A 19,020-nucleotide genomic window follows, 5' to 3' on the forward strand; every position below is an offset into this window, starting at 1 on the left:
GCGCTGGCTGCATCTATGGCATCGAATGCTAGCAGTACTTTATAGGGGCGCCGTAGTAGCCGCCATTTGGTTTTTGATTTCTGGTGCCAACCATTAAGGGTTGGCTTAGAAAAATCTTTTTTTGAAACACTCATATCTCGCCATTCTGTCGTGATGCGCCATTGCTATGTCTTTATTTTTTCACTGAGCAGCCTGCTGCTGGTCAATTTCGCCGTTGCGCAGCAGCCGGCCGCCAAGGCCGACGCATCGACCGATGCAAAAGTGCCGGCGCCCAAGCGTCAGCTGCAAGCCGTGCGCATCACCGAGAGCATCAAGCTCGATGGCCAACTCGATGAGGCCGTTTGGCAGCAGGCACCCATTGCCACCGACTTCACTCAGTACCGCCCTAACCCCGGCCTGCACGAGAAGCATCCCACCGAAGTCCGCATTCTCTACGACGACGCAAACCTGTATATCGGGGCCATCATGCACGACGTGCATGCCGATTCCATTGCGCGGGAGCTGACGGCGCGCGACGACTTTGGCAACACCGACTTCTTTAGCGTCCAGCTCGATACCTACCACGACAAGCTCAACGGCTACGGCTTTTTTGTAACCACGGGCGGGGTGCAGATGGACTGCCGCTACTCGCCGGCCAGTGGCGAAGACTTTGCCTGGAATGCCGTATGGGATTCGCGCACGTCTCTCAAAGGCACCGATTGGGTAACCGAAATACGTATTCCATACTCGGCCATTCGGTTCAGCGCCGCCACCGAGCAGTTGTGGGGCCTCAACTTTATGCGGCGGCGCAAGCGCGAAAACCAGGATTTCTTCTGGAACGAAGTGCGACCCGCCGTGGATGGCTTCGTGAACCAGTGGGGCGAGTTGAAGGGCGTGCGCGACATCAAGCCGCCGCTGCGCCTCTCGCTCACGCCCTACGTTTCGAGCTACGTAAACCACAACCCGCTGAATGCAGAAGGCACGCGCCGCACCACCACCAGCTTCAACGGCGGCGCCGACATCAAGTGGGGCATCAACGAAAGCTTTACCCTGGACGCCACGCTGGTACCCGACTTTGGGCAAGTGCAGAGCGACAACCAAGTGCTTAACCTGTCGCCGTTCGAGGTGCAGTTCAACGAAAACCGCCAGTTCTTCACTGAGGGTACCGAGCTCTTCAACAAAGGCAACCTGTTTTACTCGCGCCGGGTGGGCGCCACGCCCATTGGCTTCTACGATGTGGCCGTGGGCGAAAACGAGAAGCTGGTGAAAAACCCGGCCGAAACGCGCCTGCTCAACGCCACCAAAATATCGGGCCGGACCAGCAAAGGGTTGGGTATCGGGCTCTTCAACGCCGTCAGCAACGATGTGTACGCCACTATTCGCAACACCGAAACTGGCGAAGAACGGTCGGTGAAAACGCAGCCGTTCAGCAACTACAACATTGCGGTGCTCGACCAGAGTTTGAAAAACAACTCGTACGTCAGCCTTATCAATACCAACGTCACGCGTGCGGGCAGCGCCTACGATGCCAACGTAACGGGCGGGCTGTTTCGCTTCGCCAACAAGAAGAACTCTTACGCGCTGGATGGCCGCCTCGTGTACTCGCGTCGCCGCGGCAACGTGTTTGGCTCGGACGACCAGATTGACGACCAGAACGGCTACAAGTACAAGATTGGCTTCGGTAAAATCAGCGGGGCATTTACCTGGGGCTTCAACCACGGCATCGAATCCGACCACTACAACCCCAATGACCTGGGCATCTTGTTCGGCAACAACAACATCACGCAGAGCGTGTACATGAACTACAACAAGTACAAGCCATTCTGGAGGGTGAACAATTTATACACCTGGAGCGAAGTCAGCCATTCGCTGCTCTACCGCCCCACGCGCTACCAGAACATCAGTGTTGCGGGCGGCGCCCAAACCACGTTCACCAAGAGCTTCGTCACTACGGGGTTCAACCTGAACATCGACCCGACGAGAAACGACTTTTATGAGCCGCGGGTGTTTCCGCTAGGCGAGTATTACGTGCGGGTGCCCGGTAGCGTCAACCTCGGTGGCTTCCTGTATACGGATTCCCGCAAGAAACTAGCCTGGGAGGCGAACGGTGGGATACGCAGTTATGCGGAAGACGACCGCCTGCTCCGGCCGCGCCGCTTGGGCTACGGCTTGGCCCTATCGCCGCGCTACCGCGTCAACAACAAGCTCAACTTCCGCTACAGCCTCGAGTGGGATTACAAGCACAACCAGATTGGCTACGTAAACGGCGGCATGGACGAAGGCGAGCCGCTCGACCAAGACTTTATTGGCCAGGTGATTTTGGGGCGTCGCAATGTGGTTACGATTTCCAACGTGCTGTCGATGGCCTATACCTTCTCGAACCGGATGTCGTTCACGTTCCGGACGCGGCACTATACCAGCAACGTGCGCTATCAAGACTTCGCCAGCCTCACGCCCGGCGGCAACGAGGAGCTAGTAGACTACCGCCGCAACCGCGACAACACGTACAACGCCTTCAACATCGACGCAGTGTATTCGTGGTGGTTCGCGCCCGGCTCGCAGATCAGCATCGTCTGGAAAAACGCCAACAACCCCGACTACGACTACCGCTCCGGCAACGAGGCCACGCCACTCTATTTCAACAACCTCAGCAACACCATCAACACCCCGCACAACAACTCGGTGTCCATCAAGGTGCTCTACTACCTTGACTACTTGGCCCTGCGGCCGAAAAAGGGCTAATGTGCCGCGCAGCACGGGCTTGAGCCCGTAGCTCCCATTGCCTTACACTATCTTGCGCCAGCCTCCCAACAACGGAGGCTACGGGCTCAAGCCCGTGCTATATTACAACGCACCGCATGAGCCAAACCATCGGAGCCCTTACCCTGCTCGTCCGCGACTACGACGAAGCGCTAACGTATTACGTGAACGTGTTAGGCTTTCAGCTGCTGGAAGATACCGACCAAGGCGGGGGCAAACGTTGGGTGGTAGTAGCGCCCGGTGAGGCGGGCACTCGGTTGCTACTGGCCCAAGCGGCCACCGAGGAGCAAGCCCAGCAAATCGGTAACCAAGCAGGCGGCCGGGTCTTCCTGTTCCTGCACACCACCGACTTTGCCACCGACCACGCTGCTATGCAGGCACGGGGCGTCCGGTTTCTGGAAGAGCCCCGGCACGAGAGCTACGGCAGCGTGGCCGTGTTTCAGGATTTGTACGGCAACAAGTGGGACTTGCTAGGCCCGCCACGCACGTAGCGCGGAACGGATTTCCTGTGGCTTCCGCGCTACAGCCCCAATAGTTCGGCGGCGGCGCTGAAGGCGGATTGCTGGCCTTGTAGTACGCGCTGCTGCACGGTGGGTAGCTGCTGTTGAATTTCGGGGCGGGCGAAAAAGCGGGTTTCTAAGGTTTCGCGGATGGTTTCGTGGAGCCAGTGCAGGTTTTGCTCTTGGCGGCGGCGCTGGAAGTAGCCGCTGGCTTGGGTTTGCTGCACGTATTGCTCTACCAGGGCCCACACCTCGGGCACGCCCATGCCGGTCAGGGCCGAACTGGTGGTGACAACGGGTGCCCAAGCGCTTGGAGCCAGCGGGAAGAGGTGCAGCGCGTTTTGATATTCGCGGCGGGCGCGGCGGGAAGCGGTTTCATTGTCGCCGTCGGCTTTGGTGATGGTGATGGCATCGGCCATTTCCATGATGCCTTTCTTGATGCCTTGCAGCTCGTCGCCGGCGCCGGCCAGCATCAGCAGCAGGAAAAAGTCGACCATGCCGTGCACGGCGGTTTCACTTTGGCCAACTCCCACTGTTTCCACGAATACCACATCGTGGCCGGCAGCTTCGCAGAGGGCCATGGCCTCGCGCGTGGCTCGCGTAACGCCGCCGAGGCTGCGGCCGGCGGGGGAGGGGCGGATGAAGGCCTGCGGGTGCGCGGCCAGCAGGTTCATGCGGGTTTTGTCGCCGAGGATGCTGCCGCCGCTGCGTTGGCTGGAGGGGTCGACGGCCAGCACGGCCAGCCGGTGGCCCTGGGTGTCTACCAGATGCAGGCCTAACGCTTCAATGAATGTGCTTTTGCCTACGCCTGGCACCCCCGTAATGCCTACCCGCACCGAGCGGCCGGCGTGCGGCAGCACGGCGTCGAGCACTTGCTGGGCTAGTGCTTGGTCGGTGGGCAGCGTGCTTTCCACGAGCGTGATGGCGCGGCTCAGTATGACGCGGTTGCCGCTCAGGACGCCGTCGGTGTATTCGGAAACGGAGAAGCGCTTGGCCATCAAGACGGAAAACAGGGAGGCTCTGGTGGGCAATAAAACTTTGGTGCCAGCGTATTGCGCGTGCAAACTAGCCCATATAGTACATTTGATGAAATCGGTTGTTCTTCTGCAATGCCCAACTCTACGCAAATGCCCGGTGCCGTGAACATGATTCGCTTTTTCTTTCTGGCTGCCTCACTGTTAGGAACTACGCTCTCCTTGCAAGCCCAAAACGAGCTAAGCAACTTCACAGCCACCGGCCGCGGCGGCGTGGCCACCACCTTCGCCACCGATTACCAGGCCATCGGCGTTAACCCGGCCAACCTAGGCCGGCCAGGCGGAGCCCGGATAGCGTTTACGATTGGCGAAGTAGGAGCAGGAATTGGCTCCCGCTCGCTCACGCGCGACCAGCTGCGCAAGTTCATTTACAATACCAACGACGAGCTAATGCCCGCCGAGAAGCAGGAGCTGGCCCGCGGCTTCACTTCCGATAATGCCCTCAACCTGAGTGCCGACGCAACCACCCTCGGGCTGGCCGTGCAGATACCCGCCATAGGCGGCATTGCCATCAGCAACCGGTTGCGGTCCGTGGGGCATGTGGAACTCAATAAAAACGCGGCGGAGCTGCTGTTTCTGGGCAAGGATGCGCCCATCTATGCGTCGGCCAGTGCCAGTAATATTCCGCTGGTGTCGGAGGCTTTGGATGGCTCGCAGCTGCAGTTTACGGCGCTCAATGAGTTCAATATTGCCTGGGGCCGGCGGCTGGTTGATCTGCCGTTGTTCCAACTGTCGGCGGGGGCGGGTTACCGCTATATTCAGGGCGTGGGCATCATTGATGTGCGCGTGAAACCCGGCGACTTGCAGGCCTACAGCTCGCTGTCAGCGGTTTTCGATATCAACTACGGCAATCTGACTTCCAATCCAGACTTCAACTTTGAAGCCCGCACCAACGGCTTGCAGCCCGTAGGCAAGGGCAACGGCTTCGATCTGGGCGTGTCGGCGGAAGCGGGGAAGGCGCTGCGCCTGGGCATGGCCGTCACCGACATCGGCAGCATGACCTGGGAAGGCAATCTGCTCACGGCCACCGACCAGAAGCTGAAGCGCCTCAAGTCCGCCGGCGTCGGGAGCTACGACTTCTTTAAAGAAGCCGCCGAAATCTTTGCCTCCGGCACCGATAGCCTGTTTCAGTACCAGACCGGCCAAAACCGCAAAGCCAACCTGCCTACCAAACTGCGGGCCGGAGCAGGCTTCCGCATCAGTGAGTTTTTTGAAACCGGCCTCGACGTAACGCTGCCGCTGAACACTGTTGCCGGCAACCTGACGTCGCCTTTCGTTGGGGCCGGGCTAGACTATAAGCCCCTGAGCTGGCTGCGCCTCAGCAGCGGCGTGTCGGGTGGGGCGGGGTATGGCGTAGGCATTCCGTTGGGAATCACCGTTTCAACCAGCATCTACGAAGGCGGCATCAGCACCCGCGACATTACGGGCCTGTTGGCTGATAAAAATCCCTACATATCAGTAGCCGCTGGCTTCTTGCGCTTCAAGTTTGGCGGCAAGACGCAGTAGCAGGTCTGTTTGAATGATTTAGGTTGTTCCAGAGGCTTCGCGCTACAGCCTACGGCGGGCGGAACTAGCAACGGCTGAGGAGTTAATTCTATAGCACAGAAAAGCCGGCTGCCGTGAGGGCAGTCGGCTTTTCCGTTTCTGTCAGTTTAGTCAAAGGCCAGCCGGATAAGGTTGGGGAGGCAAAAAATACCTAAAAGTAGGTATTGTAAAGCTATATATATAGGGTTCTATTTGCTATGGAATTATTCATAAATTTTCATTGCTCAGTCCTATGAACTTCTCTACTCCCTTTTCCTTTTTTTTAACGTTGTGCGTGGCGAGTGTGGGTGCTGCTCAAGCCCAAACCGACCTGGGCAACTTCTCGAACGTCGCCCGGGGCGGGGTTTCCAACACGTTCGTCACCGACTACCAGGCCATTGGTATCAACCCGGCCAACCTGGGGCGTAGCGGCAATGCCCGCGTGGCGCTGAGCATCGGGGAGTTTGGGCTGGGAGCCGGGTCGCAGTCGTTGACCCGGCCGCAGCTAGAGAAGTTTGTGAAGCACTCCGGCGACGACCTCACCCGCGCCGAAAAGCTGGAACTGGCCCGCGCCTTCACCTCCGACAATGCCCTTAACTTGAGCCTAGACGCCACGCCCGTCTCCTTGTCGGTGATATTGCCGGTGGTGGGTGGTTTTGCGTTCAACGTGCGGCAGCGGCTGACCGGGCACCTGGCCATGAACAAGAACACGGCCGAGCTGCTGTTTTTGGGGAGAGATGCGCCCATATATCCAACCAACTTCAACCCGGCTACCGCTCCGCTTATTTCGGAAGTAATGGACGGGACGGCCGTGCAGTTAGCGGCCTACAACGAGTACAATTTGGCTTGGGGCCGCAACATTCTGAGTTTGCCGGGTGTCAAGCTTTCGGGTGGGGTGGGCTACCGCTACATTCAGGGGCTGGGTGTGGTAGACATTCGAGCTGAAAACGGCAAGCTGGAGGCCTACTCCGCCCTCTCGCCCCAATTTGAAGTCGACTACGGCAAAATTGCGAACAGCCCCTCGTTCAACCGGCGCGAAAACACCGACAAGCTGCTGCAACCCGTGGGTCGCGGCAATGGCTTCGACCTTGGATTAGCAGCCGAAATAGGCAAAATGGTGCGCGCCGGCGTATCGGTCACCGACATCGGCAGCATGACCTGGGAAGGCAACCTGCTCACGGCCACCGACCAGAAGCTGAAGCGCCTCCGCTCCAGCGGTGTCAACAGCTACGAATTCGTGACCGAGCTAGCCGACCTCTTCGCCAACGGCACCGACAGTCTGCTCCAGTATAAGCCGGCTCAAAAGCAGCGGGCCAACTTGCCCACCAAGCTACGCGCTGGCGTTGGCCTCAAAGTGGGCACCCGCCTCGAAGTAGGCATCGACGTAACCCAACCCCTCAACAGCGTAGCCGGCAACCTGCCCGACACCTTCTACGGCCTCGGCATCGATGTGAAACCTCTGAAATGGATTCGCCTGAGCACCGGTGTCAGCCGGGGCGGCGGCTACAAAACGGGCTTTCCGGTAGGCTTCGCCATTGCCAGCAACTCCTATGAGTTCGGTTTCAGCACCCGCGACCTGCAAGGCCTCCTCACCAAAGACAATAACCCCTACGGCTCGTTCGCCCTCGGCTTCCTGCGCCTGAAAATAGGCAAAGGCACGCGGTGAGATGGTGAAGTTGTGAAATGGTGAGTTTGACGTGCCGCTGGCGCGAGTCTGCGCTAACTGCGCAAGTAGCGCGGTTCGAACCTCAAACTCACCATCTCACAAGTTCACCATTTCACTTCGGTTCCGTGATGAAGTTGGGGAGGCCGAGTTTGCCGCGGCGGCCGCCGAGCTTGAGGCCGTCGTCGATGTACTTGGCGGTGGTGGCGTCGCCGTTGGGGGTGGTGATGACCCCGAGGTAGGGGTTGTCTTCGCGGGCCACGTAGATTTTGCCGTCGGGGGCGCGTTGGAGCTGGCCTACTTTGCGGTTAGCCGATTTGCCGATAACGGCCGCCTTGCCGGTTTTCAAATCGAACTGGAAGATCTGGGCCTGGCCGCCGCCTTCGCCGTTGCTGGAACCGTAGAGCTTGGTGCCGTCGGGTGAGAATTCGATGCCGTACGCCTCGGGATAAGGAGAAAACACCTTTGGGTTTTTCACAAGGCCAGTGGTGCGGTCGAAGTCGAATACCTCGTAGCGGTTGGCTTCGCGCCACACGGCCACTGCTACTTTACGGCCATCGGGCGAGAACTTCATGGCGCCGATGGCGTTGCGGCCGGGGCCGGCGTGCATGCCGCCCACGTTGCTCAGAATGGGTTTGCCCTGCACCCCGTCGGCCGTGACGAGGTAACTCACGAAGGCATTAGAATTCCAGCGGTGGGCCACCACCCACACGTCGCGGCCGTTTTGGTGGCGCACGGCGCTTAGCTTTTCCGCCACCGGTGAGATAAGCAGAATGTTGGCCCGCGGTACGTCGCCGAGGCCGTTGTCGCGGGTCATGTCCACGACCGAGTAGCGCAATCCTTCTTTGCCGCCCTGCGCGCCCACCGTAAACACGTAGAACACGTTGCCGCTGCCGGGGTCAGGTACGATGAGGGCGCTCTGGGTGCTGGCGCTGGAGCCGGTCAGGTTGCGGCCGTTGGGCATAACGGTGTGCTGGCGGTTGAAGATGTTCTCGCCGTTGGTGTAGAACAGCAGCTGGCCCTGCGCATTCGTGGCCACTGCCGAGCCTTCGTAGGTGGTCATTTTGCTGTTGAGCAGCGGGGTTGGCGCCCCCCCGCCCACCGGAAAGGTCAGCCCCGCCTGTTGTCCGAAATACCAGATGCTTTGCTCGCCCTGGGCCCAAGCAGCTACAGGCAGAACCGTAAGAAGCAGGAAAAAAAGTCGTTTCATGGTCGAAAGATAACGGTGGCATGCAGGTAAGTAGTGTTTCAGGATTCTGGAAGCTACACAAGAAACTTTATGGGGTGCAGACGCAAAATCGTGCATCCCTGCTGCGTTAAGTTCCTCGAACAGCTTCTGATATTTTATATTAAACTAATGCGGCCACCTTGGCCAAATGTATGCCAGAAGGCTCGTGGGTAAAAATGAGCGGCGTAGAGAGAAACCACCGTACCGGTTGGCACAAGGGTATGCCGCACGTGGAGTAGTCAATCTCGCGCAGGCACGGCTAGTCTCACATGATTATGCGATTGGTTGGCCGGCCTCAACTTTCGATCTTGTTAAGGCAAATCCAAGCTAACAGCAAACCAGTTCAGCGGCACTACCCGAGGCAGCATAATGGAAGTTGCCGTTGCGCTGCCTCGGGCAGCACGTCGTTCCAAGTGGCTATCCGAATAGGGGCTTGTCATCCCGACGCAGGAGGAATCTGGCTTACCTCGTTGAACAGCTTATTCAGATTCCTCCTACGTCGGAATGACAACCTCCTATTCGGATAGGCTCTAAGCGGCTGTTTGAGTTAGCCAAAGAGCGATTAGAACCGTGTAGAGACGCCTCTTTGCATCTCTACACGGTTCTAATCGCTCTTTGGCTAACTCAAACAGCTTCTTCTAGGTGGACCTTGGCTGGCTACCGACTGTGTGGTAAACTAACCCAGCTCTAAGGCTTCGCGTACTGGAGTTGCCTGGCTGCTGCGAGAGAGGGTCAATTGAGAAGAAATCGGTGCCACTCCATTAGTAGGAGAATAGGATGAAAAAGTACTTGATAGGGCTTGTGGGGGCGCTTATGCACACCGGCAACATTGTGGCGCAGGAAATTCCCAAAGGTGCTACCACCTTGCGGGCGGAACTAGGACAAGGCTTCACCCGCCCTCGGGGTGGCCCCGAGTTGTATCTGGCTACGTTGCAGTTCGCGTTAGAGAAAACTATTGTGCCCGAGCAGCTGCGGGCCGGGCTGGTGGCCGGAGCTTTTCACCCTGGACGCCTACTTGGGGGCTTCGCGGGTGGCCGGGCAACGCTTAAGGTTTTCCAGCTACCGTCGTTGCTGCTTGCCAAGGCAGGCCACGTGCAGGTGCTGGCAGAATACCTGCCCCTGGTTTACGTGCCTTCCAACCACTGGCGGCAATGGGTGGGCGTTGGGATAGGTGTCGAAACCAGCAATCTATTAGGCATTGCCCTCAAATTTCACCGCGATACGCGCACTCCTACTACGTACGGTCAGGTGGCCCTGACCTATAATCTGTTGCATAAATCACCGCCGCAGGATCTTTAAACAGGCCGGAAGAATGGCAAAAACTGCTTTGGTAGTAAGTGGCGGGGGCTCCAAGGGGGCCTTCGCCGTTGGTGCGCTTCAATATATCAACCAGCACGTGCAGGCCCTGGATACCTTCGACCTCTATTGTGGGACGAGTACCGGGTCGTTGATCGTGCCTTTTGCTGCTTGTGGCGAGCTGGCCTTGCTCGAGAAACTGTACACCACGCTCCGGCAAGACGATCTGGTAAAGCTGGGCGCTATTGCCAACCTCGTAACGGGTATCTCGCTGCACGATGCTACGCCCCTGAAGAATCAGATTGACACGCTGCTGACCCAGGCGCACTACGATTTGCTGCAAACTAAAAACGCTTCTTTGTTTTTGGCAACGGTGTGCCTGCAAACCGAGCGGTTGGTGTATTGGAGTACGCGGGCCGTGGCTGCTACTACTCACTACGACGTAGAGCGCGTGCAGAATGTGACCGACCTACGACGAGCCATGCTGGCCTCGTGCTGCCAACCCGTATTTATGCAGCCGGTGGAAGTGCGCAAAGGAGTTGTTCCGGTGCGGCAATACGTCGATGGGGGCGTACGAGAGGCCACTCCGCTGCAAGCGGCCATTGACCAAGGCGCCGAAGTCATTTATGCCATCACGCTGGCACCTCAGCAAACACCCGCCGACAACACCACTAAAACAAGCGCAATTCAGATCCTGGAGCGTACCATCGATCTGTTCAGTGAGGACGTCGGGGAAAACGACTATCGGGTAGCCCAACTCTACGAGCAGGGCAATCGGTATTTGCAGGCTATTCGGGCTACGCTCCTGGCCCAGGGGGTTTCTCAGACGGCAATCAATAAAGCATTAGCGCAAACAGCGAATCCCTTCGCCGGTACGGCCGTGACCAAAATCCACGAGATTCGCCCCCAAACAAAACTGGTAGAAGGTGGCGCCGGCGGGCTGACATTTCAACCAGCCGCCATGAAAAGTATGTTACAGAAGGGCTTCGCCCAAGCAAAGGCATATTTCAGTGTAATTACCTGATAAGCTGTGGTTTAACTCATCTTCCTCGCCCCTTATTGAGGTATACGCATCTTCTGATACGGGCTATGATAAGGGCCGACAAGCATTCTTCTGGTTTCTAGTTGATTGAAGGCTTGAAACACAAGCTCACAAACCCACAAACTCACTACCGAGCAACGGTTGAATAAGCGGGGTGATGATGCGGTAGCTGGCGCCCCAAAGCTTGTAACCGCCGGCAATGTGGTAAAAAGCCACGCGGCGCTGGTCGGGCCAGCCAGGAAGTTGCCAGTATTCCTCGGCGTGTTGCATCGGGTCGGCAAGGTGACGGAGCGGGATTTCCAGCACTTCTTCTACTTCGCGCTGCTGCCACTGCCATACCTCCGGCCGCCGAATTTTGCCGAGGAAAGGCGAGATTCGGAAGCCGCTAGGCACGTCCACAGTAGGCAGAGCGGCCAGCACTTCCACGTTAGCGGGAGCCAGCCCTACTTCTTCCTCGGCTTCGCGCAAAGCCGTAGCCAGCAAGGAGGCATCAGTAGGCTCGTGCTTGCCACCCGGAAAAGCGAGTTGCCCACCATGAACGCCAAAACTGCTGCGGCGAACCATCACTACATGTAGCTCCCCGGCCGCATCGCGAAAAATGGGCACTAGTACCGCAGAGTCGCGTAAGTTTTTGGGAATGGGAAAATCGTCAGGAGTCAGAAGAGCAGGCATGTCGGCAAGGTACTAAGAGCCTATCCAAATGGTTTTGTCGTTCCGACATTCCGCGCCTCAAGCGGCGAGAGGAATCTGAGTAGGCTTTTCCGACGGTTTCAGCCAGATTCCTCTCGCCGCTTGAGGCGCCGAATGTCGGAATGACAAACACTTGGAGCCTATTCGCATAGCTTCTAAGAGCCTAGCTGAACAAGCGCGGACTAGTGGAACAACTTGCTGTTGTAGCAAGCTTCGGAATTCCGGTTGTTCTTGCCACAGCCGGCTACTCCACGGCGTACGCGCCATGGGCATCAACACGCACGCACGGAAGCTGGTGGTGGTCTTCGAAATACTGGTAGCCGGCTACCAGGCCCTGCCAGAAGCGGCTGTGCGGACTGGCTACGCGGCGGGCCAGGTTTTCGACAGTCATTTCAAACGGGAAAATGTGCACGGCAATATCTGTTTGGCCGGCGCTACGGGCTTCTACGGCTAGCACGTACAACTCCCGAATGCCGGCATCAGTGATGGGCAGGCAGCCTACCGTGACATTGGAGCCATGGATGAAAATGTCGCCGCCAGGGTCGGGGGCGGCGTGGACCAGGTCGGCGGCGTTGGGGTAGTCGAGGCCGAGGGAGAGGTGGTAGTTGCTGGCGGGGTTGAAGCGGTTGATGAGGTAGAAGCCTTCGGGCACTTGCTTATCGCCGGATTTGCGCTTGGGACCGAGGGCGCCCGAGGTGCCCGCCAAGCGGTAGGTGCGCAAGAGCACAAACTCGCCGGTGCCTTGCTCGCGCCCCCAAGCTTCCAGCCGCCGCCCAACTTTAAAAGCCCGCAGATATAGTTCCAGCCGTCCGGCTGGAATACCATTCCGGCGTAGCAGCGCGTGCAAGTCGGCTTCGTGCAGGGCGTAGGCATCTCGTACGCGCGGGTACTGCTGTTGTTGGACCCGAAAGGCCGGATCAGGGTCACTGGCCATGGTAAGAGGCGAAGTAGTACGGGCGCACAAAGCCAGCAGCAGGGCCGCAGCCAGCAGAACAAGGAGTCGCATGAAGGAGAAAGTAGATAAAGCTTGTCAGGAACCGATGCAAGATGCCCGCCAACTTCTTTTGCTCCTTGAACGGACCCCACAGCAGGCTTAGTATAGAGTAGGTTGTATAAATAATTGACCTTACGCGGTGTCAGCCGTTCTGACGGGGGCCTCACCCCCTAGCCCCCTCTCCCGTGGAGAGGGGGAACTAGCTGCTAGTTTTCTAGAATTAGACTCTGGAAAGGCAACTAGAATTAGTTCCCCCTCTCCACGGGAGAGGGGGCTAGGGGGTGAGGCCCCGCCAGAACGAACTGCCTGCGTAACAGCAGTAAATGATATTTGAGTTCAAGCAAAGAGGATAGCTTATTGAAAATGACGGCGCTGGCACTACGGCCAGTTACCTGCTGGATAAAGTTGGCGCGCATAAGCTGACAGTAAGCCTTTTCCTGCTGTTTTCGTATTCTTTGGTATGGCTTCCTCTCCTGACCCCGAACCTGACACCTACTTACCCGACCCGCTTGGCCCTGACTTCGAGTCGCGCCACCTGCCGCAGCCCACCGACTACGAGGGCGCGGTGCGGGCCACACTGGTGCGCCACCGCCAGTCGCCAACCTCCACGCGGGCAGTACTTTACGTGCACGGCTTCAACGACTACTTTTTCCAGCGCGACATGGCGGCCGAATACGCCGCGCACGGATACCGTTTCTACGCCCTCGATTTGCGCAAGTACGGCCGGGCCCTGTTGCGGCATCAGCGCCCCAACAACGTGCGCGACCTAACCGAATACTTCGGGGACTTAGATGCCGCGGTGGCCGTAATTCAAGCCGAGGGTGGTAGCACGCTGGTGCTGTGCGGGCATTCTACGGGTGGCCTCATTGTGTCGCTCTACGCGCAGGCCCGCCCGGAAGCCGGACTTGCCGCCTTGGTGCTGAATAGTCCGTTTTTCGACTTGTTCCAGCCTTGGTACCGCAAACTCGGCGTGCCGCTGATGACGCGCCTAGGTGCCTTGCTGCCCGATTTGAAGCTCCCCGCCAGCCTCTCCGATAAGTACGGCCAAAGCCTGCACCGGGCCTACCGGGGGCAGTGGGACTACGACCTAGCCTGGAAACCCAACCGCGTGTTTCACATCAACGCCGGCTGGCTGCGGGCTATTCGCAACGGCCACCAGCAGGTACGGCGCGGCCTGAAGCTGCCCATGCCCGTGCTAGTGCTGCACTCCGACCGCACCGTCGCTGGCCACAAATGGTCCGACGATTTCCTGCGGTCCGATATTGTACTTGATGTGGCCCACATCCGCCGCCTTGGCCCGCGGCTCGGGAATAAAGTGACGGTGAAAGCCATTGAAGGCGGCATCCATGACCTGTTTCTCTCGGCTCCGGCGGCGCGGGCCGCGGCTTACCAAGCTGTGTTCGAGTGGCTGGAATCGGTGTTGCCACCAGAGTAAGTGGCGGTAGCGCAAAGCCTGCGTTGCGCGTATCGTAGAACGAAGTAGTTGCCAAGTAAACCAGACTGGTTGTTCAACGAAACGTGAAGCGCAGGCTTTACGATACAGGCGCTGCCCTGCCAGAACTACATTCCCATTTTAGCGCTTGAGGCGGCTGCCCAGGCTGAACTTAATGCCGATTTCCGGTGCTAAACCAAAACGGCTCTGGTTGTTGAAATACCCATAACCGGGCTCGTAGCCGATGCCCAAACCAGCATAGGCGTCGAACCAGCCGTACTTGCCAATGCGGCGCTGCATGCCCCAGACAGCCGTCAGAGTCGAGTACTGATAGGGCTGGTTAGCGCTGCCGCTGAATGCGGAAGTGGTGTGCAGCCCCAGGTAGTTGCCCACAAACGGGCCCGTAGCCCGACCTTGCTGCCGGCGTTTTTCCTGGTTGTAATAGAAGCGCACCCCGGCATCGAAGCCATACTCACCGATAAAGGACGAGCGCGAACCATCAACGAAGCGCATGCGGCGGCCGATGTTGAAGCCACTGAATCCGTTGGCAAACACCGAAACCTTGGGCGTAAGGTGGTGTTCAACACCCAGCACTAGCGGCGCAAACAGCCCCCGATAATAGCTGTTGTATCCAAGGCCGCGGGTAAAACCGGTCCCGAGCTTGATGAGGGTACCGGAGCCTTCGGTCGGCGCAGGCGCAACGGCCGTAGCGGAGTCAAGCGTTTGGGCGGTTGCCGGCAAAGCAGCCAACAAACACAAACCAGCCGTCCAGCCTATTCGTGGACCAATTAAGAAAAAAGACATAGTGGATAGGGAAGAGGAAGAAAATCGAATACAAGAGCTTCCTCTCTCACCAAACAGTTGCATACTGCAAAGCAACAAACCCGAGCCTTTCCTATCTGAAGCTCGTTAAATAGCGGCCATTCGTCTTTCTCACTTTTCTATGCGTATCCATTCCCTCCGTTGGCTGCTCGTTGTCGGGAACTTGCTGATAAGCGCTACCGCCGTGAAAGCACAAGCAACTTCTTCCACCAAAACTTCCCTGGCCGCCCTTCTGAAAGCCAGCCGCTGGCAGAAACGGGTGCTGCTGCTTTGCGCGCCCTCGGCCACAGATGCCAACTTACTGCGCCAACGCCAACTGCTGGCACCGGCCCGCGCCGACCTCGATGCCCGCGACCTGCTGGTACACGAAGTGCAACTCAACCACCTGTCGGCCGCCGACAAGAAATACCTCACCGAAACCCTGCGCATTCCGCTCACCAGCTTTACCACGGTCCTCATTGGAAAAGACGGGGGTGTTAAGCGCCGTGAAACCGAGCCCGTAGCGCCCGCTTCGCTGTATTCAACCATCGATGTAATGCCTATGCGGCAGCAGGAAATGCGGCAAGGGAAGAAGAATTGATTGGTGGCGTGTTGCTTGTTGAGTTAGTGAATAGGTGATTGTTTCCTGTTAACCTTGAAGGTCTTTACAGTCACCAACCGAAAATCAATTGAACTGTGTTTGACTACTCTAGCTCGTCCTGCTTGATCTGGCGTCCGCTTGCCGAAGCAGGACGTTCTTCTAAGAGGAAACCTCCCTCCAAGTTTTGTTAGACACCGCCTAATCAGCAAACATCAACCACCAATCAACCTTGAACACGCCTCAGCTCCTCGACTTTCTGTCCGACCTAACGCAGCACAACGACCGGGAATGGTTTCAGGCCCGCAAAGCCACCTACGACCAGCTGCGGCAGGAATTTGAAGCGGCCGTGGGACGTTGGCTGAAACAAATGGCTACCCACGATCCAACCTTGGCCGGGCTGGAAGCCAAGAAATGCATCTTCCGCATCTACCGCGACGTGCGCTTCTCCCGCGACAAGCGCCCCTACAAAACGCACTTCAGCGCCTACTTCTCCGGGGGCGGCAAAGCGGGCAGCAACCCCGGCTATTACGTGCAGCTTGGTCCCAACGGGCAAACCCTGCTGGCCGGGGGCCTGTATGAACCCGAAAAAGAACAGCTGGCCCGCATCCGGCAGGAAATCGACTACAACGGGGCGGCGCTCCACGAGCTGCTGCAAACCCCCGGTTTCCGCAAATACTTTGCGGGCGTTGAAGGCGACAAGCTGAAAAAAGCCCCTGCCGGCTACCCCACCGACCACCCCGAAATCGAGCTGCTCAAGCACAAGAGCTTCATCGTGAGCCACACAGTGCCCGATGCCACCGCCCGCAAGCTCGACCTCGATACCTACGTACCCGCCGCCCTCCGCGCCATGCAGCCCTTCTGCGAGTATTTGCAAGAAGCCATAGCCGGATAAATGTAGTGCGGAAGCCACAGGAAATCCGTTCCGCGACGAGCAGCGCGAGTTCCTACGCGTCTTCACATCAGCTTACGCCGGATACTCGCCTGCGGCTCGTCGCGGAACGGATTTCCTGTGGCTTCCGCGCTACGTTGTGCTGAGCCGAGCCAAGACCTACACCACAAGCGGCTGCTTCGCGTTACCTTCGTTCGTGGCCGTTATCAACGAATACGACGTAGTTATTGTAGGAGCCGGACCGGCAGGCTCTGCCTGCGCGCTGGCGCTGCGCCACAGCGGCTTACGCGTAGCCCTCGTAGACAAAGCTCAATTCCCGCGTGACAAAATCTGTGGCGACGCTATTCCGAGCCCCACCCTCAAGCACCTCGCGCGCCTCGACCCGGGTTATGCCACGGAGCTATCCGCGCTGCTGACTTCGCGCCGGGCGCCAACCACGCATAGCCGCCTGTTGGCGCCCAACGGCGAGGAACTGCGCATTGCCTGGCACAATCCGGCTTTTAACATCCCGCGCCTGCATTTCGATGAGGCTCTCCTAACTTTAGTGCGTCGCCATACGGCCACCGATGTGCTGGAAGACTACGCCCTTCGCAGCCTGCAAACCGACGAGCACGGGGTTACGCTTGCCCCTTCCGACTCAACCAAGCCACCTCTCCGGGCAGCCCTCGTCATCGGCTGCGACGGGGCCAATTCAATAGTGGCCCGTTCTTTGGCGCCTCGAGCCTCGCTCGACCGGGCCTACCATTGCGCGGTCGTACGCGCCTATTACACAGGAGTAACTGATGCGCCCGAAGACACATCCGACTTCTACTTTTTGCGCGAGTATCAGGCGGGTTACTGTTGGGTGTTTCCGGTTGGTGGCGGGGTGTATAACGTCGGCTTCGGTGTGCTTTCCGAGGAAGTAGTTGCCCGCCGCCTCAACCTGAAACACGAGTTGAGCGAGCTGCTGACCACGCATCCGCACCTGGCCCCGCGCTTTGCCGAGGCCAAGGCCCTCACGTCCATTACCGGCTTCGGGTTACCGCTCGGTGGCAGCACCCGCCCCGCGCACGGCCCCCGCATCATGCTTTGCGGCGACGCGGCCGGCCTCATCGACCCGCTACAGGGCCACGGCATCGACAAAGCCGTGCACAGTGGAATTCTGGCCGCAACCCAAGCTATGGCGTGCTTTCAAACCCAACGCTTTGATGCAGAATACCTGGCCAACTATGCCCGGCAAATAGAGCAACGCATTGGGCAGGAACTGGCTCAGCGTTACCGGTTGATGCGTTTTCTGGCCGGCAAAACCTGGCTGGTAAATATGGTGGTGGGAGCGGCCCGGTGGCCGTGGCTGCGCCGCCGGCTACTACGTGCAGTGGGGTAGTATCGAAAGAGAAAAGTCGTGAAAGGCTACTTCTCTGAGAAGCGCGCAAGCAAAGCAAAGAGGTTATTTCTTGGTTCTGCTCGGCGGTTGCGCCGTTGCACATGTCGTTGTGGTAGCTGTGGGGCCGCGGGGCAATTTGTATTTCGGGCCGCGCTTGTTCAGCTGGCGAAGGAACCAAAGCCCTTTTGGTAGCTGGTCGTTGGCATGCGAAGAGCGGTCGATAGTTCTGCGGCTCCTACATCTGCCCCTTCTACATCCCGCAGTTTGTAGCTCGACAGCAAGGCTCGGGAAACTCTGATGCCGCAATAAAGTGTTGCCTTTGAGTGCGTTTCATCTTACTTTATGACTTCGGATGGATGGCTACACTTTATGTTGAATTACTATTATATCCTGGGCGTTCCGAACACGGCTACCGTAGCTGAAATCGAGCGCGCGTACCGGCAGATGCACGCCCGCATGTACCGCCGCGCCATCGTCGATCCGGCCCTCAACGACCGGCTCCAGGCGGCTTATGCCGGCTACCAGATTCTGGCCGACCCGCGCCGCCGCTGGGCCTACGACCGGCTGATGCAGCAGGAGCCCGAGTCATTTGCGCTGCCCGCCCGCCCGCCCGATCCAACCAAAGTATTGTTGGCGCGAGCCGCTCCTACGGCTCGGTGGGTGAACTTGGCACTGCTGGTATTCTGCCTGCTGCTGGCTCTTGATTGGGGGCTGCCTCTGCGCGAGTATGCCAACGAGCCCGTGCTCGGCCGCCAAATTGTGTCTATCAGTGTCTCGGCATCCAATCCACAGATGGCCTACGACATTTTCACCCCCAACACCAAGTTTCGTCTCCCAAGCGCCATTGCCCATCGGGCCCGCGAAGGCCAACTCGTAACGGTGTGGCGCACCCCGCTGCTCCGGGTAGTGCGCAAGGTCAGTTCACCCACCTCCCCCGATGGCCCGGCGCCCTTCGAGCCTTACGGCGGCGGTATCTACAGCGGACCGCTGGCTTTGTTGCCCCTGGTGTTGCTTGGCGTAGCTGTAGTGGGGATTCTGCCCAAGCGCCCCGCCGAAGTGCGCGTAAACACTGCCGTAGTCGGCACGCTGCTTTGGATAGTGGCTGTGGTGCTGCTGCTCATTTATTGACTGCTATTACGCAGTTGGGTCGTTCTGACGGAGCCTCACCCCCTAGCCCCCTCTCCACGGGAGAGGGGGCTAGGGGGTGAGGCTCCGTCAGAACGA

At 58.5% G+C, this 19,020-nt stretch carries 16 protein-coding genes; 11 read left to right on the forward strand and 5 right to left on the reverse strand.

From position 1 onward, the window contains the following. The first annotated feature begins 153 nt into the window (after window positions 1-153). Window positions 154-2,721 carry a DUF5916 domain-containing protein gene (locus VF639_RS09740; protein ID WP_331145705.1) on the forward strand — a complete coding sequence of 856 codons (2,568 nt, stop codon included), beginning with the start codon at window positions 154-156 and terminating at the stop codon, window positions 2,719-2,721. Between the two features lie 116 nt (window positions 2,722-2,837). Further along, the gene (locus VF639_RS09745) at window positions 2,838-3,230 is read left to right on the forward strand and encodes a VOC family protein (protein WP_331145706.1); all 393 of its coding nucleotides are present in this window, start codon (window positions 2,838-2,840) and stop codon (window positions 3,228-3,230) included. A 29-nt stretch (window positions 3,231-3,259) separates the two neighbouring features. Here the strand turns inward: VF639_RS09745 and meaB are convergent, their stop codons facing one another. Next, window positions 3,260-4,237: a methylmalonyl Co-A mutase-associated GTPase MeaB gene (gene meaB / locus VF639_RS09750; RefSeq protein WP_331145707.1), complete on the reverse strand. Its 978-nt coding sequence runs from the start codon at window positions 4,235-4,237 to the stop codon at window positions 3,260-3,262. Between the two features lie 111 nt (window positions 4,238-4,348). Between meaB and VF639_RS09755 the strand changes: the two genes are divergently transcribed. After that, window positions 4,349-5,779, forward strand: coding sequence for a DUF5723 family protein (locus tag VF639_RS09755; RefSeq protein WP_331145708.1), 1,431 nt, complete (start codon window positions 4,349-4,351; stop codon window positions 5,777-5,779). Between the two features lie 271 nt (window positions 5,780-6,050). Continuing rightward, the gene (locus tag VF639_RS09760; protein WP_331145709.1) at window positions 6,051-7,463 is read left to right on the forward strand and encodes a DUF5723 family protein; all 1,413 of its coding nucleotides are present in this window, start codon (window positions 6,051-6,053) and stop codon (window positions 7,461-7,463) included. Between the two features lie 112 nt (window positions 7,464-7,575). Here VF639_RS09760 and VF639_RS09765 read toward each other — a convergent pair whose 3' ends face one another. After that, window positions 7,576-8,670 (reverse strand): TolB family protein, encoded by a 1,095-nt coding sequence (locus tag VF639_RS09765; RefSeq protein WP_331145710.1) that lies wholly within the window; start codon window positions 8,668-8,670, stop codon window positions 7,576-7,578. A gap of 795 nt (window positions 8,671-9,465) precedes the next feature. On the opposite strand from VF639_RS09765, the gene VF639_RS09770 reads away from it, so the two are divergent. After that, window positions 9,466-9,987, forward strand: a complete 522-nt coding sequence (locus VF639_RS09770; protein ID WP_331145711.1) for a hypothetical protein — start codon at window positions 9,466-9,468, stop codon at window positions 9,985-9,987. A gap of 13 nt (window positions 9,988-10,000) precedes the next feature. Then, a complete protein-coding gene (locus tag VF639_RS09775; RefSeq protein WP_331145712.1) occupies window positions 10,001-11,008 on the forward strand; it encodes a patatin-like phospholipase family protein in 1,008 nt (335 codons plus the stop codon). 126 nt (window positions 11,009-11,134) lie between these two features. Here VF639_RS09775 and VF639_RS09780 read toward each other — a convergent pair whose 3' ends face one another. Together VF639_RS09780 and VF639_RS09785 are read right to left on the reverse strand one after the other, a co-directional pair. Next, window positions 11,135-11,698 (reverse strand): NUDIX hydrolase, encoded by a 564-nt coding sequence (locus VF639_RS09780; protein WP_331145713.1) that lies wholly within the window; start codon window positions 11,696-11,698, stop codon window positions 11,135-11,137. 262 nt (window positions 11,699-11,960) lie between these two features. Continuing rightward, on the reverse strand, window positions 11,961-12,722 hold the full coding sequence (locus tag VF639_RS09785) for a L,D-transpeptidase family protein (RefSeq protein ID WP_331145714.1): 762 nt from the start codon (window positions 12,720-12,722) through the stop codon (window positions 11,961-11,963). Between the two features lie 448 nt (window positions 12,723-13,170). Here VF639_RS09785 and VF639_RS09790 point away from each other — a divergent pair, with 448 nt between their 5' ends. Beyond that, the gene (locus VF639_RS09790; RefSeq protein WP_331145715.1) at window positions 13,171-14,145 is read left to right on the forward strand and encodes an alpha/beta hydrolase; all 975 of its coding nucleotides are present in this window, start codon (window positions 13,171-13,173) and stop codon (window positions 14,143-14,145) included. A gap of 138 nt (window positions 14,146-14,283) precedes the next feature. On the opposite strand, the gene VF639_RS09795 is transcribed toward VF639_RS09790, so the two are convergent. After that, on the reverse strand, window positions 14,284-14,946 hold the full coding sequence (locus VF639_RS09795; RefSeq protein WP_331145716.1) for a hypothetical protein: 663 nt from the start codon (window positions 14,944-14,946) through the stop codon (window positions 14,284-14,286). Between the two features lie 139 nt (window positions 14,947-15,085). On the opposite strand from VF639_RS09795, the gene VF639_RS09800 reads away from it, so the two are divergent. From VF639_RS09800 to VF639_RS09815, 4 genes are all read left to right on the forward strand, one after another. Beyond that, on the forward strand, window positions 15,086-15,544 hold the full coding sequence (locus VF639_RS09800; RefSeq protein ID WP_331145717.1) for a DUF4174 domain-containing protein: 459 nt from the start codon (window positions 15,086-15,088) through the stop codon (window positions 15,542-15,544). 229 nt (window positions 15,545-15,773) lie between these two features. Further along, complete coding sequence (locus tag VF639_RS09805) at window positions 15,774-16,436, forward strand: DUF2461 domain-containing protein (protein ID WP_331145718.1); 663 nt, start codon at window positions 15,774-15,776, stop codon at window positions 16,434-16,436. Window positions 16,437-16,572: 136 nt separating this feature from the next. Then, window positions 16,573-17,796: a geranylgeranyl reductase family protein gene (locus tag VF639_RS09810; RefSeq protein ID WP_331145719.1), complete on the forward strand. Its 1,224-nt coding sequence runs from the start codon at window positions 16,573-16,575 to the stop codon at window positions 17,794-17,796. Window positions 17,797-18,165: 369 nt separating this feature from the next. Then, entirely contained in the window at window positions 18,166-18,924 is a 759-nt protein-coding gene (locus tag VF639_RS09815; protein WP_331145720.1) for a J domain-containing protein, read from the forward strand. The last annotated feature ends 96 nt before the right edge of the window (window positions 18,925-19,020 follow it).

Source organism: Hymenobacter sp., from assembly GCF_036387835.1.
Classification (GTDB): Bacteria; Bacteroidota; Bacteroidia; order Cytophagales; family Hymenobacteraceae; genus Hymenobacter.

Excerpts from the sequence above, each read along its gene's own strand:
- VF639_RS09745 (WP_331145706.1), top strand. The coding sequence starts at position 2,838 with ATGAGCCAAACCATCGGAGCCCTTACCCTGCTCGTCCGCGACTACGAC.
- VF639_RS09800 (WP_331145717.1), top strand. The coding sequence starts at position 15,086 with ATGCGTATCCATTCCCTCCGTTGGCTGCTCGTTGTCGGGAACTTGCTG.
- VF639_RS09785 (WP_331145714.1), bottom strand. The coding sequence starts at position 12,722 with ATGCGACTCCTTGTTCTGCTGGCTGCGGCCCTGCTGCTGGCTTTGTGC.
- VF639_RS09815 (WP_331145720.1), top strand. The coding sequence starts at position 18,166 with ATGTTGAATTACTATTATATCCTGGGCGTTCCGAACACGGCTACCGTA.
- VF639_RS09775 (WP_331145712.1), top strand. The coding sequence starts at position 10,001 with ATGGCAAAAACTGCTTTGGTAGTAAGTGGCGGGGGCTCCAAGGGGGCC.
- VF639_RS09765 (WP_331145710.1), bottom strand. The coding sequence starts at position 8,670 with ATGAAACGACTTTTTTTCCTGCTTCTTACGGTTCTGCCTGTAGCTGCT.
- VF639_RS09760 (WP_331145709.1), top strand. The coding sequence starts at position 6,051 with ATGAACTTCTCTACTCCCTTTTCCTTTTTTTTAACGTTGTGCGTGGCG.
- VF639_RS09790 (WP_331145715.1), top strand. The coding sequence starts at position 13,171 with ATGGCTTCCTCTCCTGACCCCGAACCTGACACCTACTTACCCGACCCG.
- meaB (WP_331145707.1), bottom strand. The coding sequence starts at position 4,237 with ATGGCCAAGCGCTTCTCCGTTTCCGAATACACCGACGGCGTCCTGAGC.
- VF639_RS09755 (WP_331145708.1), top strand. The coding sequence starts at position 4,349 with ATGCCCAACTCTACGCAAATGCCCGGTGCCGTGAACATGATTCGCTTT.
- VF639_RS09740 (WP_331145705.1), top strand. The coding sequence starts at position 154 with ATGCGCCATTGCTATGTCTTTATTTTTTCACTGAGCAGCCTGCTGCTG.
- VF639_RS09780 (WP_331145713.1), bottom strand. The coding sequence starts at position 11,698 with ATGCCTGCTCTTCTGACTCCTGACGATTTTCCCATTCCCAAAAACTTA.
- VF639_RS09770 (WP_331145711.1), top strand. The coding sequence starts at position 9,466 with ATGAAAAAGTACTTGATAGGGCTTGTGGGGGCGCTTATGCACACCGGC.
- VF639_RS09795 (WP_331145716.1), bottom strand. The coding sequence starts at position 14,946 with ATGTCTTTTTTCTTAATTGGTCCACGAATAGGCTGGACGGCTGGTTTG.